Raw genomic sequence first — 17,265 nt, forward strand, 5'->3', positions numbered from 1 at the left:
CACGAGGTTCAATGCCCGCCGGTCATGGGGACGGAACCGAGGAGAACGACGGTGTCGCCCTCCTGCGGGACGGCCTCCTGCCTCTCGGTGATCGGGTCCAGCCGCTGGTCGGCCCGCACCACGAAGAGAGTCTCGTGCTCCGGCGGCAGCGGGTCGGAGGCCGGCTGCACCACGAACCGGGCACCCCGTTCGTAGCGCTCCGCCAGGACGTGACGGACGAGGGAACGGCCGAAGAGGATGTCGCCGCCGGTGTAGGGGGCGACCACTCCATGGCTGTCGTGCGGGGGCCCGACCCGGTAGACGGGCCCCTCGACGTTGTCCTGCATCACGACCGAGGCGAGCGCGTTGAAGTCGTCGTCATCGGTGGCCAGGAACACGGCCGTCACTCCCTCGAGCCGCGCCCCGGGGTTGATGGCCGTGGCCAGCAGATCGCCCTTGGCCAGGTCGAGCCCCGCTTCCTTGATCAGTTCCCGCTCCTCGTCGAGCCCCGCCCACATCAGCACGTCCAATCCCGCGGACCGCAGGGCTCGTCCCAGGTCGACCACCCACGGCTCCCCGCCCACCAGGAGGATGCGCGTGCCCGCCGGTTTGACGACGCCCAGCCGTCTGGCCATGGGTGCGGCCGTCAGCGAGTAGAGCAGGACGGTTCCCACGATCACCAGGAACGTGACGGGAAGGATCCTCGCGGCCCCGCTCTCCCCTCGTTGGACCAAGCTGGCGGAGAAGGTCGATGCCGTGGCCGCCGCGACGATGCCGCGCGGGTCCATCCATCCGATGAAGGCCCGCTCCCCCCGGGTCAGACCCGAGCGCGCCGTCGCGACGAAGGCCACGAGCGGCCGCACCACCAGGACGAGGATCGCGATGAGGGCGAGCGCGGGAAGGAGCACCGGCACCAGGGATGCCGGCGTGACGGTGGAGGAGATGGAGACGAAGAGCAGCCCGATGATCAGCTGGACCAGGGTCTCGAAGAAGGGACGCCGAGCCGGCATGTCGAAGCCTCGGACGTTGGCGACGGCCAGGCCCGTGACGATCGCGGCGATGAGCCCCGTGTCGTCCCGCACGATGTCGCAGCCCGCGGATACGGCGATCACGGTGGCGAGTTGAGCCAGCGTACCGAGGGTCTCGCCGAGCCGAAGGGTCCGCAGAGTGAACCACAGCAGCGCGGTTCCCACGATCCCGCCGACCATCCCCACGGCCATGCTGAGGGCGAACTGACCCAGCTGGTATCCCCGGCCGATGTCGACCCGGTGCGTCGAGGCGATGGCGTGGAAGGTGAGCGCGCCGAGGATGCCGCCGATCGGGTCGGTCAGCGTCCCCTCCCAGATCAGGATGCGTCGCACCTTGTCGGTCGGCCGCACGAAGTCGAGCAGCGGACCCACGACGGTGGGACCCGAGACGACGAGGATCACGCCGAGCATCGCGGCCACGCGCAGCGGCATGTCGAACATCGCCGGTGCCACCGCCGCGATGACGAGGAACGTCAGCAGCACGCCGTACAGGAGCAGCCGTCCCACGATCCCGCGGGTGCGGCCGGTGAGCTTGCGCAGGTCGAGCCCCAGGCCGGCGTCGTAGAGGATCACCGCGACGGACAGCGACACCAGGTCGGAGAAGGCCGGCCCCAGCAACTCGTCCGGATTGACGACGTCCGTGATCGCGCCGGCGGCGAACCCGATCGGCAGCAGGATGATCAGGGCCGGGACGCGCAGCTTGCTCGCCAGGATCTGCGAGCCGGTGGCGAGCACCACCGTCAGGGCGAGTCCGAGAAGGATCTCGTCTTCGGTCACAGCGGCTTCCTTCTTCGGATACCAGGCGCGAGGGGGACCGGATGGTCAGCCGCTTGGTGCCGCGCCCTCACCGTCCGTGCCGCTTCCTCTGCGCAGCTCGGCGTCGGTGAGCTCTTCCAGTTCTTTGTGGGTGTCCAGCCAGTAGAGGAAGACGACGGCCGGCACGACGAGCACCAGGGCCACCAGGGTGACGATCGCCAGCCACGTCAGGGTGGCGGGTGCGCCGGCGGCGTCGGCCACGGTCAGCGAGGTGGGGACGAGGTAAGGGCGCTGCGCCATGCCCCAGGCGATGACGGCGGACGCGACGACGCCGACCGCCGTGACGCGCACCCACGTGCCCGGCGTCCGCAGGAGCAGCCAGGCTGTCGCGAGCGCTGCCACCCCGGCCACGACGACGAAGAGCAGCCCCAGGCCGTGGCTGAGTCCGTGCCAGACGTAGGGGGAGTCCTCGTGGGTGACGAAGCCGGTGATCACCGACAGGACGGTGAGCGCGCCGAGCGTGCTCAGCGCCCGCCGCCTGAAGTAGCCGACCAGCTCAGGCGCATCGAAGCGGCGGGCGTCGCCCATGAGGAAGACCGCGCCGAGGAAGGCGCTGGTCGCGATGGCGACCAGCCCGAACATGATGGAGGTGGGGTTGGACCAGGCGTCCGCCGAGGCCGTGGTACCGGGCGCCACCCGTCCCGACGCGACCCCGCCGACGGCGGCACCGAGGAAGAACGGCGTGACGACCGAGGCCACGGCGAACACGGCACCGTACAGCCGCCGGCCCGCGAGCCGCCGGGACGGCTTGCGGAACGCGAAGCCGGCGCCGCGCAGCACCAGGCCCATGGCGGCCAGCGCCAGGGGGAGCCACATCGCGGAGAACACGGTCTGGAACAGGATGGGGAAGCCGGTCCACATGATGACGAGAACGAAGATCAGCCAGACGTTGTTGACCTCCCACACGGGAGCCATGGCGTGGTCGATGAGCCACCGGGGCCGTCGGCCGCGCTCCGTTCCCCCCGCTGTCAGATCCCAGAAGCCTGCCCCGTAGTCCGTGCCGCCCGCACAGGCGTACGCGGCCACGGCGAGGAGCAGTACCACGGCGATGAGGTCGGCGGTCACGGGCGGCCGTCCTCTGCCCGGGCTCCGCCGGCGGCGGTGCCGTCACCCGCGGGGACGGGGGCCCGCGGCCCGTAGGGGGTGTCCGCCTCCGGCGTGTGGGGTGGCCCGCCGGCAGCCCGCTCCTCGTCGGCGAGTCGCCAGCGCGTGCGCATCCTGAGCAGGATGACGAGGAACGAGCCGAAGAGGAACACGTACACGACCATCACCACGCCGAGCATGATCCATAGACTGGTGGAGCGGGTCGAGGTCACCGCCTCCGCGACCCGCATGTTCTGGTAGACGATCCAGGGCTGACGCCCCACCTCGGTGGCGATCCAACCCGACTCGACGGCCACGACGGAGGCGACGCCCGCGCAGGCAGCCGGGCCGTAGAACCACTTCGAGGCGGGAAGTCGACGGTGCCGCAGCCAGACCAGGCCGTACCAGAGGGCGAGCAGCACCAGGGCGGACCCGATCAGGACCATGATGTCGAAGGCCCAGTGGGCGATGGTCGCCTGAGTGGCCGTCGGCCGCTGGTCCGCCGGGACGGAGGTCAGTCCCACCACCTCGGTGTCCGCGCTGAATCCGGCCAGGAACGAGTCGAGCAGCGGGATCTTGATGCCGCCCTTGACGCTCCCGTCCTCCTGCAGGCGCCCGAAGAGGTACTCCGGCACACGGGTGTCGGTCTTCCAGACGATCTCCATCGCGGCGAACTTCACCGGCTGCTTGTGGAACACCGACCGGGCGATGGAGTCGCCCAGGACGAACTGCACCGGCGTGGCCACCGCGGCGATCGTGAACGGAACGGCGAATCCGAGCCGGTGGTAGTGGTCCCGGCGGCCGCGCAGCCAGCCCACGGCGTAGACACCGGCCACCACGAAGCCCGCCGTGAGAATCATCCCCACGACGAAGTGCCAGTACTGCGGCCCGAACATCGGCGTGAAGATCGCCTTCCAGACGTTCACGTCGACCGGGGTGCCGTCGGAGTCGAGGGAGAAGCCCTGCGGCGTGTTCATCCAGGAGTTGGCGGCCAGGATGCCGAACGCTCCGAGCAGCGCGGCGGCCGGGAGCGGCAGCCCGAGCAGGAAGTGCGTCCGGGGCTTCAGCCGCCGCCATCCGTACAGATAGATGGCGATGAGCACCGCCTCCAGGAAGAACGCCCAGGCCTCGACGCCGAATCCGATGCCGAAGACATCACCCCACCTGCCCATCATGCCGGGCCAGAGCAGGCCGAACTCGAAGGAGAGCACGGTGCCGGTGACGATGCCGACCGCGAACTGCACCGCCATGACGGCCGACCAGCGCCGCGCCAGGAGCAGGGCGGTGGCGTCCTTGCGGCGCAGCCCGCGGTAGTGCATGACAAGGGTGATGAAGGGGAAGGCCACGCCCAGCGGCACCAGGATGATGTGGGACGCCAGAGTGAAGGCCATGAGCTGCCGGGCCGGCAGCAGTTGGGCCGGGGCATCCGCCAGCAGGTGGAACGAGGTGGGCATACGTGCCTTTGCTTCTCGTGACGTCCGGGAACAGAGTCAGCCGCCGGTGGCGAAGCCCGGGAAGAGGGTCATTCCGCCGTCGATGTACAAGGTGGTCCCCACGACGTAGTCCATGAGGTCGGAGGCGAGTGCGACCACGGCGTTCGCGATGTCCTCGGGGTCGCCGATCCGGTCGTACGGGATCAGCCTCAGCAGGTCCTCCCGGGCCTCGGCCGTCTCCCAGGCAGCGCGGTTGATCGGCGTCTTGATCGCCCCCGGGGCGACCGCGTTCACCCGGATCTTCTCCGGTGCGAGCTCCTGGGCCAGGGTCTGCATCATCATCTGCACACCGCCCTTGGAGGACGCGTAGTTGACGTGGCCCGACCACGGGATGATCTGGTGCACCGAACTCATGCAGATGATCTTCCCGGCGGCGCGGGACACCTCGGAGACGACGCCGCGGCGCCGGAATTCCTTGGCCGCCTCCCGGGCGCACAGGAACTGACCGGTGAGATTGACGTCGATGACCTTCTGCCACTGGGCGAGTGTCATGTCGGTGAGCCGGGCGTCCCGCTGCAGTCCCGCGTTGGCCACCAGGATGTCGATGGTCCCGAACTCCTCGACCATCCGGTCCATCATGGCCGTGACCTGGTCCTCCTGGGACACGTCGGCCTCGTAGGCCGCCGCGCGCACCCCGAACGAGGCGATCTCCTTGACCACTTCCTCGGCCGCGTCACGGCCGGCCACGTAGTTCACGACCACGTCGGCGCCGGCACGGCCCAGGCCGATGGCCGTGGCCTTGCCGATGCCCGAATTGGCCCCGGTGACCAGGGCCTTCTGACCCTGCAGCAGACGTGCGGGGATCACACCCTGCGGTGTATCCACGGTGGAACCCATGTTGCCCTGCCTCCTCGCTGCGCGACTGCGCCCCGCCCGGCTGCTGCCGGGCGGGCCTGGAGGTCACGCAATCACCGACCGCGGCGGGCGGCATGGGGGGAGAACCGTCGTTGGACCGTTGGGCCGACCATCTTCGCCCGATCGGCCCAACGGCTCCTGGTCTCAGCCCAGCCGAGCCAAGAGGTGGTCTCCGACCCGGAGGGCATTGGCGATGGCCGTCAAGGACGGGTTGACCGCGCCGATGCTCGGGAAGAAGCTCGTGTCGACGACGTACAGGTTGTCGAGGTCGTGGGCTTTGCAGTTGACGTCCAGCGCGGAGGCGGCGGGGTCGGTGCCGAAGCGTACGGTGCCCGCCTGGTGCGCCGTCGCACCGATCGGCATGCCCTTGTGCAGATAGATGCTGTGGGACAGCAGGTGGTGCTCGTGCATGCCCAGGTGGCCGAGCATGCCCTGCAACTTGTGCCGCAGCCGCTTCAGGCCTTCGACGTTGTTCTTCTCGTCGAGAGCGAGGTGGATGCGGGCGTCACCGTCGAGGGTGACCCGGTTGTCGGCAAGGGGCAGGTCCTCGCCGCACAGCCAGAAGTCGACGGCGTGGTGTGCCAGCACCTCGAACGGCATGTCCGGTGTGACCGCACCGGCCCACCGAGGCGCCTCGCCGTGGATCTGCTCGGCGTCCGACTTGCCCAGCATCTGGATGCCGCCCAGCGGGAAGTCCCAGTCGTCCGCCCCGAAATACCAGTCGTGCAGGGCCAGCGTCTTCTGGAACTGGGTGTCGTTGGGCTCCTTCGACACCGCCATCAGGGCCAGGTTGTTGTGCCGCATGTAGAAGCGGCCGACCACGTCGGAGCTGTTCGCGAGACCGTTGGGATGGTGCTCGTTCGCCGAGGCCAGGAGCAGCGCGGCGGAATTGACGGCTCCGCAGGAGACGACGACCACGTCCGCCGTGAACCGGACCTCCGAGCCGTCGGGCAGCCGGCCGACGACCGCGCTGACAGTGCGTCCGCTCGCATCGGTCTCCAGGCGGACCACCTGCGTGTCCGTGACCATCTCGACGTCGGGATGCCGCAGGGCCGGCTCCACGCAGATGACCTCGGCGTCCGACTTGCCGCGTACCAGACACGGAAAGCCGTCCACTCGGTTGCACCGGATGCAGACACTGGAGTGGGTGGCCCGCCCCCCTTTCTCCTGGCTCAGATTGACGCCGATCGGTAGATGGAAGGGGCGCAGACCACGCTTCTCGAGGTCGTCGCTCAGCTGCTGGATGCGCGGCTCGTGCTCCACGGGCGGATGGGCGTACTGGGCGCTCGCCTTGCCCTCGGTCGGATCCTCGCCGTGCCGTCCGTGCACGAGGTAGAGGTGCTCGGCCTGCGTGTAGTACGGCTCCAGATCCTCGTACCGGATCGGCCAGGCGGGGGAGAGGCCGCCGTGGTGACGGAGCTCGCCGAAGTCCTCCGGTCGCAGGCGGAAGAGGGCGGCGCCGTAGAACTTGGTGTTTCCGCCGACGTAGTAGTTGACCTCGGGCGGGAACTCGCTGCCGTGCTTGTCCAGCCAGAACTCCGGCGCCCTGTACTTGCCCTTGACGAACACGGCCGTCGAGTCCCAGTTGTCCCGCTCGCGCGGCAGGTAGTCGCCGCGTTCGACGAGGAGTACGCGTTTGCCGGACGGCGCGAGCCGATGGGCGAGGGTGCCGCCGCTGGCGCCGGTACCGATGATGATGACGTCGTAATGAGGGGCGTCGCCCACGGCGACCACCGTCCTTGCGATCATGGCCCGGGACTGGCGTCGGGCCCGTTTTCCCGCTGTGCGGGGCCGAGCGTCCCACCCGTTCGAACGTATCCGCCCTCCCCCTGAACGGCGACCGGAGCGGTGGTCGCCGCCCGGCCCCGTCGGTCACAGCACCGCGATGGGGTTCACCGGCGAGCCGGTGGCTCCGGGCAGCCGCAGGGGGGCGACCGCACACAGGAAACTCCATCGCCCCGCCTGCGCGCAGACCGGGGCCAGGTCCTCGAACTGCAGGTAGTCCATCAGATGGATGCCCATGGCATGGACGGCCAGGACATGCACGGGGAAGGAGACGCCCTGCACCGCGCTGGGTGCGGTGTCGTTGTTGCCGTCGCTGCCCAGGACAGCGACCTTCCGCTCGGCCAGGTACCCCAGGGCGGTCGGATGGAGGCCTGCCCGAGCCGTCGCCGCGTTCCACGGTCCGAGTTCCGTACGACGGAGGCGATGCCCCACCCGTACGAACAGCAGGTCTCCCGGTCCGACGCGAACCCCTTGCGCGACCTCGGCGGCCGACAGATCGTCCGACGTCACCTGGTCGCCCGGCTCCAGCCAGGGCACGCCACGCAGCCGCGGGATGTCCAGCAGCACGCCCCGACCGACGAGGCCGTCCGCGGCCAGGTCCACGGAGAGCGCACGGGCACCCTCGGGCGTCACGCTGCTCGCGGGCACCCCGCCGTACAGCTCCCCGTCGAACACCACGTGGCAGAGCGCGTCGAGATGGCTGTCCGCGTCCCCGTGCACGTTCATGGCGAAGCGGTCGGTGGCGAAGTGCAGCCCCTCCGCGCCGAGGTCGTCCGAAGCAGGGCCGGTCATCCTGTGCACCGCGGGCTCGGGGTCGTCGGGGCCCGGCACGGTCTCGATCGGAGCGGCCAGCGACACCGTACGTCCGAGGCGGACCTCCGCGACGGCGGCCACGATCCGCTCGGGCGTCACATGGCGGAGTGCGCCGGGCCGACCGCCCTCCGTCGATCGCGCCGCTCCGTGCCGCAGCCGCTCGTAGAGCGCCCGGAACTCGTGCGCGGGCATACCGGGATCGGGCACGGCCGCGGGCCGTGCGGTCGGGGTCATGGCGGCCCCCAGGGGCTGAGGCCCCACCGGAGCACATGCGTGGAGCCCGGCTCGAGCACGGTGAGATCCGTGCCGCTGCGAAAGGCGTCCGGGGGACAGGACATGGCCTCCACGGCGACACCACGCCGCCGCCTCTCGGGTTCCGCCAGAGTGTCCCCCGTGTACACCTGTACGTACCGGGTGCCTTCGCCGAGCCACAGATCGACACCCCGCAGCCCGGAAGGGTGTGCCAGGCGCACGACGGCCCGGCCGTCGGGGCCGCGGTCGAGTCCGGTGAAGGCCGTGTCCAGTCGCAGATCGCCGATGGGGCGGGCGGTGCGGAAGTCGTACGCGGTGCCGTCGACCGGCTCCTGGCCGATCGGCAGCCCCCGGTCGTCGGTGCGGATCAGGTACCGGGCGGGGACCGTCAGCAGCGCGGTGTCGACGAGGTCGGTGCCGACGGTCAGATAGGGGTGCTGCCCCACTCCGTAAGGTGCCGGCCCCGTACCGGCGTTGGTGGCGAAGACGGCGGTCTCGAGCCCGTCGGGGTCGAGGCGGTACTCCGCGCAGACCTCCAGGAGGAAGGGATATCCCGGCTGAGGGCAGAGTGTCGTGCCGACCCGGACCGCGTCGTCGGTACGGGCCAGCAGCTTCCACAGGGACCAGCGAAGCAGCCCGTGGATCGCATTGTCCCTCTCCGGTTCGGTCAGGGGGAGTTGGTGGTCCTGGTCGCCGAAGCGGTAGCGTCCGCCGCCCACGCGGTTCGGCCAGGGCGCGAGCAGCTGCCCCCGCCCGCCCGTGATGGCGGACCCAGCGGAGAACCCGTCGAGCAGCGGTCGGCCGTTCACCGCGTAGTCGCGCAGGGCGCCGCCCAGCTGGACCACTGTCACACTCTGCTCTCCGTGGACCAGCCGCCACGACGCGCCTGTCGGGCTGGGGGACGCATCGCGCACAACAGTGTGGACGGCCTGCTCCGTGACAGACCCGGCCGGCGGCCTACCGGAGTCGGCTGCCCGGCGCATCAGCGAGAGCACCGATGCGACGACGGCCTCCGGAGGCTGATCGATCTCCACCACCAACGGGTGTTCGTCGGGCTCAGGCTCCTGCAGATCCTCGAGCTGGGTCCCCAACAGGTCCGCCGGGAAGAAGTGACCGTGCCGCTCGGCGAGCCGGGAGCCCAGCAGCTCGCGCGAGCCGTGCAGGTACACCAGAAGAACTTCGGGGCGCCCTGCCGGCAGCCTGTCCCGGTAGGCACGCTTGAGCGCGGAGCAGGTGACGACGGCCTGCCGACCAGCCGCGATCGCCCCGTCCATCCACTCCCCGATCGCGTCGAGCCACGGCTCCCGGTCGTCGTCCGTGAGGGCATGGCCGGCCGCCATCTTGGCGCGGTCGGCCTCGGAGTGGAACTCGTCCGCATCCCGGTACGCCCAGCCCAGTCGATCGGCGAGGAGCCGCCCCACCGTCGACTTGCCCGACCCGGCGACGCCGACGACGAGCACCAGCTGCGGAAGTTCCCCTGTCGCTGTTTCGTGTGCCATGGGTGTCGGTCCCGGCCGTCAGTGCTTCATCGGCCGTGGCGCGACGCACAACCCCCAGATGACGAGGGCGTCGATGGCGATGAACACCAGCGCCCACCACGGGGTGTAAGGGAGCCACATGAAGTTGGCGATCATGCTGAGACCGGCCAGCCCCACGCCGACGACCCTGGCCCATGTGGCGCCCGTGAACAGGGCGGCGCCGGTGAGCCCGATCAGAATGCCCAGGATGAGGTGGATCCAGCCCCAGCCGGTGAGGTTGAGCTCGTAGACGTAGTTGCGCGTGGCCAGGAACACGTCGTCCTTGGCGATGGCTGAAATGCCTCCGAGTAGCATCATGATGCCGTTGACGATCATGATGACGGCGGCAAACACCAGCCAACCGCTGCTGTGCGTGTCCGCTTGCCGACCGGGTGAGCTCGTGTGGGTCGTCATGCCAGGCTCCTCCATGTCGTCCGGCCGGTCCGCCGAGACGTCTCCGTCCGGTGGAACGCATACATCCCATCTGACCCCCGCCGTCCTCCGGGCGCACGTCGGCAAGGCGAGAAGACCGGTGGCGCCGCGCCCCCTCCGGCATGGCTGGAAGCCCGCCTTCGGATGCCAGCGGCATGTCAGCGGCATGGGGGTGGCACCGCAGGACGCCCACCGGGGCTCGTCATGTTCCGTCCGGAATCCCACGATTCACGGCTGGCAAGCCTTTGCCATGGCGAGGACTTGCCGTAGTGAGGCCTTCACGACGGCGTTCACCGGTCGATAGACCCATGGCATGTACTCCCCCTCTCATGCTTCCGCCCTCCGGCGCAGGCGCTGGCGGCTGATCTCGGTTGCCACCGCGGTGCCGCTGCTGGCGTCGGGGCTTGCGGTCCTGCAAGCACCCGCACAAGCCACTCCGAGCAAGCCCACCGTTCCCGCCAAGCCCTCGGCGACCCACAAGGTCACCCTGGTCACCGGCGACGTCGTCACCGTCACCACGACGGCCGACGGCAAGCAGATCGCCGAGGTCGACCGGCCCGACAGCGCCGTCGGCGGCGTGAAGCTGCAGCAGATCAAGGGTGACCTCTTCGTCATCCCGGACGAGGCGGCGCCGCTGCTGGGTGCGGACAAGCTGGACCGACGGCTGTTCAACGTCACCGACCTGATCGAGATGGGCTACGACGACGTCAAGTCGGCCGCCGTACCTCTGATCGCGACGTACACCCAGCCGAAGTCCCGCGCGGCCGTCGAGCCCACGGCCCCCCGGGGCAGCAAGCTGACCCGCAAGCTCAAGGGCATCGGAGGTGCCGCACTCGACACCGAGAAGCGCCAGGCCCGCACCTTCTGGAACACCGTCGCGCCGCAGGGCAGCACGAAGCTGAGCGCGGGGGTGGCGAAGCTGTGGCTCGACGGCCGCGTGAAGGCCAGTCTGAAGGAGAGCGTGCCGCTGATCGGCGCACCCGAGGCGTGGGCGGCCGGCTACAACGGCAAGGGCGTCAAGGTCGCCGTGCTCGACACCGGCATCGACGTCAACCACCCCGACTTCGCCGGCCTGATCGACGGCACGACCAGCTTCGTGCCGGGTGAGGCCGTCACCGACGTCAACGGGCACGGCACGCATGTCGCCGGCACGATCGTCGGCTCGGGCGCAGCCTCCGGGGGTGAGAACAAGGGCGTCGCGCCCGGGGCCGACCTCTACGTCGGCAAGGTGCTCGGCGGCGCGGAGGGATCCGGCCAGGACTCCTGGGTCATGGCCGGTATGCAGTGGGCCGCCGAGTCCGGCGCCGACATCGTCAACATGAGCCTCGGTGACTCCTATCCCACGGACGGCAGCGACCCGATGTCGCAGCTGGTCGACGCGCTCTCCGCGCAGTACGGCACGCTGTTCGTCATAGCCGCCGGCAACGCGGGCCCGGAGAGCATCTCCGCCCCGGGCGCGGCCGCCTCGGCGCTGACCGTGGCCGCCACGGACAAGCAGGACCGGCTCGCGTCCTTCTCCAGTACCGGCCCGCTGGCCCACTCCGGTGGGATGAAGCCGGACATCGCGGCGCCGGGCGTGGACATCACCGCACCCCGCTCGCAGGAGATGACCGGCGGTGGTGAGGGCCTCTACCGCACCCTCAGCGGCACCTCGATGGCCACCCCGCACGTGGTCGGTGCGGCGGCGATCCTGTCCCAGCAGCACCCGGACTGGACCGGCGCACAGCTCAAGGAGCACCTGATGAGCACCGCGAAGGGCCTGGACGGCGGGTACTCGCCGTACGAGGTCGGCACCGGCCGTCTCGACGTGGCCGCCGCCGTGCGCACCACGGTCCGTGGCACCGGCTCGCTGTTCTTCGGCAACTACACGTGGCCGCACGAGCCGAGCGACGTCGCCGTCACGAAGGACCTGACCTTCACCAACACCGGCTCCGCGGACGTCACGCTGAACCTGGCGCTGACCGACGGCGGCGGCCCGTTCATGCTGGGAGCCACTACGGTCACCGTCCCGGCGGGCGGCACCGCCGCCGTCCCGGTGACCGGTGATCCGCAGGCCGCCTCGGCCGGCCGGCACGTCGGCTACGTGACAGCGACCGACGCGGCCACCGGGCAGCCGGTGACCCGCACGTCCGTGGCGTTGCTCAAGGAGGAGGAGCGCTACGACCTGAACATCAAGCTGGTCGGACGGGACGGCAAGCCCGGCGCCGGCTGGGTCACGATCAACCTGGCCGGCGACTTCTGGCCGTGGCAGGTCTACGTCGACGGCTCGACCACCATGCGCATGGCACCCGGTCTGTACACGGTCGCGGGGTACCTCGACGTGGTCGGCGAGAAGGCGGACCGCTCGGGTCTGGCCGTGCTGGTCGACCCGGAGACCGTGCTCAAGGACGGCGCCGCGGACGTGGTGCTCGACGCGAGCAAGGCACGGTTGCTGCAGACCGAGGCGCCGCAGCGCACCGAGGACCGTCAGCGCAAGGTCGACTTCAACGTCCACTACAAGGACCTGGACCCGTTCATGGACTACCGCAGCGCGTACGTGCTGCCGCCGACGTACGACGACGTCTACGTCGCGCCGACGGAGTCGATGGAGCAGGGCGAGTTCATGCTGACCACCCGTTGGCGCAAGGGCGAGCCGCAGCTCAGCCTGAGCACGATGGGCGGTCGACTCCGCTTCGAGGCACTGGTGCAGGCGGGCAGTGCCCTGGGCACGGCCACGGACACGCTGGACGCCGTCTACGCGGGCAACGGTGCGACGGCCGCATACGAGCAGGTCAAGGCCAAGGGCAAGGTCGTCGTCATCGAACGCAGCGACGAGGTCTCACCCCAGGAGCGCACCGAGGCCGCGGTCGCGGCCGGTGCTAAGGCGCTGATCGTGGTCAACGACGGTGTCGGTCCCCTGATGGAGTACGTCGGAGAGTCGCCCATCCCGGTCGCCACCGTGCACCGCGACGCGGGCAAGGCCCTCGTCTCGACGGGCAAGGCCGGCAGCTTCAAGCTGACCGTGAAGCAGACCGAGTACACGCCGTTCGTCTACGACCTCACCCGGGAGTACCCCGGCCAGGTTCCGGACCGTGCCCTGGTCTACAAGCCGTCCAAGGACGACCTCGCCCGGATCGACGCCCGCTACTACTCGGCCACGGCCGACCGGCCGGCGGAGGGCTACCGGTCCGACTTCACCCTCAGCCCGTCGTTCAACTTCCCCGAACGCGAGTGGCACCCGGGCACCCGCACCGAATGGGTGACTCCGGGCCAGGTCTGGAGGGAGTTTCACGCGCAGGGCGTCGACGGCGACCTGCCGTGGGTGATGGTGTCGGGCGACAACACGTACACCAAGGGCAGCACCACCCGACTGGACTGGTTCGCTCCGGTGACCAGGCCCGGCCAGAGCGAGTCGTTCGGCGTGTACAACTCCCGCTGGCAGAACTACATGACCTGGAACGTGCAGGCGTGGGCGTCCTCCAGCGACGCCATGCGGCTGGGCGGCTTCCTGCAGTGGGGTGAGACGCCGACCCACCTGAAGGTCTTCCAGGGCGACACACTCATCCACGACAACCCGAACAGCACGGACATGCAGTGGGTGGAGGTTCCGGCGGGCAACCTGCCCTACCGCGCCGTCCTCGACGCGGAGCGGCCCGGTGACGTCTTCCGGCTGTCGACGCGCACCCACACCGAGTGGACCTTCACGTCGGGCACCGTCGATTCGGACTTCTTCGAGCCGTTCCCGGTGCTGAACCTGGACTACAAGCTGGAGTCGGACCTGCACGGCGACGTCAAGGCCAACGCGACCGAGCAGCTCGCGCTCAAGCCGGTGTCGATGGGCCGAGGCACCGTGCCGGGCACCGTCACCACGGTGAAGCTGGACGTCTCGTACGACGACGGCGCCACCTGGCAGAAGGTGACCGTGACCAAGGGCGCCGACGGCTACTGGACGGGTTCGTTCAGGACGGTCAGGAGGCCCGGCGGCTTCCTCTCGGTCCGCGCGAGCGCCGAGACGGACGGCGGCTTCAGCGTCAAGAACGAGATCATCCGGGCGTACGGCCTGCGATGAACCGCACTGCCGGGCCCCGGGGAGGCGACTTCCCGGGGCCCTTCCCTTCGCACCTGCTCCCATCAGGGACTATTCAAGGTCTGCCGCCATGGCGCATACTCTCCCCGCTGCGGCAAGCGGAGGAGAGTCGGTCGCCGATGTTGGATGTTCTGGGCCTCGGACCCGATGACGAGCGCGTCTACCGGGCGCTGCTCGGACGCCCGAACTCCACCGCGATCCTGCTGTCCGACCAGCTCGACCTGCCGCACGCCCACGTCGACAAGGCCTTGTCCCGCCTGGTCGAATGGGGACTCGTGACCAGGTCGGCGGACGAGCAGTTCACCGCCGCACCGCCGGCCATGGCGCTCGGCGCTCTCATCAGCCAGCGCCGGGACGGGCTGCGGATGGCCGAGCACGCCCTGGTGACCTTCGCCGAGGAACACCGGGCGGCGATGACCGGGAGCAGCATCAGCGATCTCATCGAGGTCGTCACGGGCGTCGACGCCATCCGCCATCGCTTCCTCCAGGTACAGCAGGCAGCCCGTACGCAGGTCCGCTCCTTCATCACCGCACCGTTCGTCGCCCTGCCGCCCGACGAGAACACGGCCGAACCCATGGCCATCGGCCGCGGCGTGCAGTTCCGGGCGGTACTGGACCGGGCCGTACTGGCAGAGCCGGGCATCCTCGACGACGCGATCGATTCCCTGCGCAAGGGGGTGCAACTGCGTGTCGCCGACCAGCTGCCGATGAAGCTCGTGCTGGCCGACGCCGACCTCGGCCTTGTCCCGCTCGCGGTCACACCGGACGGGGAGCCCGGCGCCGCGCTGCTGCACCGCAGCGGACTGCTGGACGCGCTGGACGCTCTGTTCGAGACCGTATGGCGCACGGCCGACCCGCTCGCACTGTCGGCCACGGTCGGAGCATCCGAACCCACCGTCGAGGTCGGTCCGCAAGGCCCGACGGAGCTCGACCGCAGGATCCTCGCTCTGCTCCTGGCCGGCCTCACGGACTTGGCGACCGCGACACAACTCGGTCTGTCACCGCGCACGCTCCACCGGCGCCTGCGTCATCTCATGGACCTGGCCGGTGTCCGGACCCGGATGCAGCTCGGCGCCTGCGCGGTACGAAACGGCTGGGCGGAGCCCCTTCGAACGTGACCGGCAAGCGACGGCGCCGCCCCGCTGGGCGCGCGGGCGCGCACTATGAGAGCCGTCTGGCCTTCGCCGTTGTCCCGGTGGCTCGTCAGCTCGTCAGGCGAGGACGTTGACGGCGCGGGCGACCACGAGCCCGAGAATGAGCAGGGAGACGAGGGACTGAACGCCCATGGTGATCTTGGCCCAGGGTGCCAGAGGCATGACGTCGGTGGGGCTGAAGGCGGTGGCGTTGGTGAGCGCGAGGTAGAGGTAGTCGATGTAGCGGGGCCGCCAGTCGGCGCTGCTCAGCCGGGGATCGAGCTGTTGGGGGAAGGCGAGCGCGGGGGTGGAGGGCATGCGGTGGGCGCGCGCGGCGGGCCCACCGCTGTCGAGTTCGAAGTACAGCAGGGAGAAGGCGAGGACGGTGCAGGCCCACACCGTGCCGCCGGTCTGCAGCAGGCTGGTGGCGGAGCTGGTCTCCTTCCCGGCATGGAGGATGTCGTCGACCAGTTGAACGGTCGACCAGACAGCGCTGAGGGCCAGGACTCCCACCAGGGCGATCGACATGCTCCGCAGGGCGGCCGTACGCCGGTCGATCCGGCCCGGGTCGCCGGCGATGAGCGCCAGCAGAAGCAGTCCCTCGATGGCAGGGAGAACCCAGCGAGGTGCCAGACGGAGGTCGTCGGGGAGCAGGACGGTCAGCATCATGGCGGCGACGACGGCCGCCGCCATCGGCCATCGAGGCTCGCCGAAGGACTCGCCCGGTCTCGGGCTCTCGGTCGTCTCTGGGGTGCGTCCGGTCACGGTGGTGGCCCTAACGGTCGAATGTGGAGTGTGAATGGAGCTGTCCTGCCCTCGGAAGGTACGGCTGGCCGGTGGGGCGGCCGTCGGATCCCACGCGCGGTGCACGACAGCCCCGGACCCGACCGCGAGAGCTACTGCCCCCCGCACCCGCAGGCTGCTTCAACGTCTTCCTTCGCCTGCACTGGCCCAAACCGCCCGCCCTCACCGGCGACTGCCCCCGGCCGGCACCGCGAGGCACCGGCTGTCCGGGTCAGGCGACCAGCGCGTAAATACTCCGGGCCGTCAGCCACAGGCCGATCAGCAAGGAGAGCGTGACTACCAGCTGTTCCTGGTGCTGCTGCAGCCAGCTCCGTAGGGCGTTCAAGCGGGCGTTCGCGGTCGCGGGCACCCAGACCGTGTACATCTCCATGACGATGAGGCTGGATGTGGCCAGCAGGCAGTAGCCGGTCAGTACGAGCCAGTCGGTGAGGGTGGAGAGGTTCGCGTCGACGGCGGTCGCGGCGCCGGCGCCGACCAGGCCCCAGGGCTGCAGCAGCCACGCCAGACCGGCTGCTGTGACCGGGGAGGCGTTGTCGATCCGGGCGGCCCAGCGTGGCGGGCCGTGCGGGCGGGGCGGTCGGCGGTGCCGGTACGCGCCGAACAGCACCAGTGCCAGGCCGATGGCGAGTTTCGCGGCGGTCGCGGCGGTCGAGGACGCGCTACGAGGGGCCGGGGGCTGACCGCCGGTCAGCAGCACGACGAGGGCGATCACCGCGACCAGGTTGGCCAGCCATGACAACAGGAACGCCAGACCCTGACGAACGCCGCGCCGCGAGGAGAGCAGCAGGATGAAGGCGCTGTTGTGCAAAGGCCCCAGGGTGATGGCCGTACCGATCACCACCAGGTCGAGGACCATCGGACCAGTCGCTCCTGGGTCTCGGTGCTGTTCGCCACGTATGGACAGAGAGCCGGTCGGTAGGGGTGAGGCGGTGCTACGGGACCGCATTCCGACTCTGCAGGCGGCTGCCCGGCCGGTCAAGCAGGCCACGTCCGTGAAGCCTTAGCGGAGTGGTTTGGGCGCGGTCTCGTAGGGCGTCGATCAGGACGCCGTACAGGGCCGTGAGGTCCGCGGCCATGTCGATGGCGGGACGGCTCCAGCTGGGCCAAGGTGACGGCGCTGGACGCGATCAGGGTTGAGAACACGAGCCGGGAGAAGGCTCGGAGGTCGAGCAGCTCGGCCATGGTTGTCACCGGCCCCGGGCCGGCGAC

Annotated in this window: 12 protein-coding genes; 2 read left to right on the plus strand and 10 right to left on the minus strand. The window is 70.0% G+C overall.

Going from position 1 to position 17,265, the window contains the following annotated elements; all coding sequences use genetic code 11:
- Nucleotides 1-8: 8 nt before the first annotated feature.
- The 8 genes from ACZ7HT_RS05475 to ACZ7HT_RS05510 all read right to left on the minus strand — a co-directional run bounded on the left by ACZ7HT_RS05475 (nucleotide 9) and on the right by ACZ7HT_RS05510 (nucleotide 10,035).
- Nucleotides 9-1,784, minus strand: coding sequence for a cation:proton antiporter (locus ACZ7HT_RS05475; protein WP_471160143.1), 1,776 nt, complete (start codon nucleotides 1,782-1,784; stop codon nucleotides 9-11).
- A 45-nt stretch (nucleotides 1,785-1,829) separates the two neighbouring features.
- A complete protein-coding gene (locus tag ACZ7HT_RS05480; protein WP_471160145.1) occupies nucleotides 1,830-2,888 on the minus strand; it encodes a cytochrome d ubiquinol oxidase subunit II in 1,059 nt (352 codons plus the stop codon).
- On the minus strand, nucleotides 2,885-4,360 hold the full coding sequence (locus tag ACZ7HT_RS05485) for a cytochrome ubiquinol oxidase subunit I (protein ID WP_471160148.1): 1,476 nt from the start codon (nucleotides 4,358-4,360) through the stop codon (nucleotides 2,885-2,887). The genes ACZ7HT_RS05480 and ACZ7HT_RS05485 overlap by 4 nt, the downstream gene beginning before the upstream one ends.
- 36 nt (nucleotides 4,361-4,396) lie before the next feature.
- Nucleotides 4,397-5,236, minus strand: coding sequence for an SDR family oxidoreductase (locus ACZ7HT_RS05490; protein ID WP_471160150.1), 840 nt, complete (start codon nucleotides 5,234-5,236; stop codon nucleotides 4,397-4,399).
- 162 nt (nucleotides 5,237-5,398) lie between these two features.
- A complete protein-coding gene (locus ACZ7HT_RS05495) occupies nucleotides 5,399-7,003 on the minus strand; it encodes a GMC oxidoreductase (RefSeq protein ID WP_471160153.1) in 1,605 nt (534 codons plus the stop codon).
- Nucleotides 7,004-7,126: 123 nt separating this feature from the next.
- The gene (locus tag ACZ7HT_RS05500; protein ID WP_471160155.1) at nucleotides 7,127-8,086 is read right to left on the minus strand and encodes a cyclase family protein; all 960 of its coding nucleotides are present in this window, start codon (nucleotides 8,084-8,086) and stop codon (nucleotides 7,127-7,129) included.
- Nucleotides 8,083-9,603 (minus strand): gluconokinase, GntK/IdnK-type, encoded by a 1,521-nt coding sequence (locus ACZ7HT_RS05505; RefSeq protein WP_471160157.1) that lies wholly within the window; start codon nucleotides 9,601-9,603, stop codon nucleotides 8,083-8,085. The genes ACZ7HT_RS05500 and ACZ7HT_RS05505 overlap by 4 nt, the downstream gene beginning before the upstream one ends.
- Nucleotides 9,604-9,621: 18 nt before the next feature.
- Complete coding sequence (locus ACZ7HT_RS05510; RefSeq protein WP_471160158.1) at nucleotides 9,622-10,035, minus strand: DUF7144 family membrane protein; 414 nt, start codon at nucleotides 10,033-10,035, stop codon at nucleotides 9,622-9,624.
- A gap of 331 nt (nucleotides 10,036-10,366) precedes the next feature.
- Here ACZ7HT_RS05510 and ACZ7HT_RS05515 point away from each other — a divergent pair, with 331 nt between their 5' ends.
- Both ACZ7HT_RS05515 and ACZ7HT_RS05520 read left to right on the plus strand, forming a co-directional pair.
- On the plus strand, nucleotides 10,367-14,101 hold the full coding sequence (locus ACZ7HT_RS05515; protein WP_471160159.1) for a S8 family peptidase: 3,735 nt from the start codon (nucleotides 10,367-10,369) through the stop codon (nucleotides 14,099-14,101).
- Nucleotides 14,102-14,238: 137 nt separating this feature from the next.
- Complete coding sequence (locus ACZ7HT_RS05520; RefSeq protein WP_361625631.1) at nucleotides 14,239-15,237, plus strand: helix-turn-helix domain-containing protein; 999 nt, start codon at nucleotides 14,239-14,241, stop codon at nucleotides 15,235-15,237.
- A 93-nt stretch (nucleotides 15,238-15,330) separates the two neighbouring features.
- On the opposite strand, the gene ACZ7HT_RS05525 is transcribed toward ACZ7HT_RS05520, so the two are convergent.
- Nucleotides 15,331-16,017 (minus strand): hypothetical protein, encoded by a 687-nt coding sequence (locus ACZ7HT_RS05525; protein WP_471160161.1) that lies wholly within the window; start codon nucleotides 16,015-16,017, stop codon nucleotides 15,331-15,333.
- Nucleotides 16,018-16,267: 250 nt separating this feature from the next.
- Complete coding sequence (locus ACZ7HT_RS05530) at nucleotides 16,268-16,912, minus strand: GAP family protein (protein ID WP_471160163.1); 645 nt, start codon at nucleotides 16,910-16,912, stop codon at nucleotides 16,268-16,270.
- Between the last annotated feature and the right edge of the window lie 353 nt (nucleotides 16,913-17,265).

Source organism: Streptomyces sp. NPDC037410, assembly GCF_055602235.1.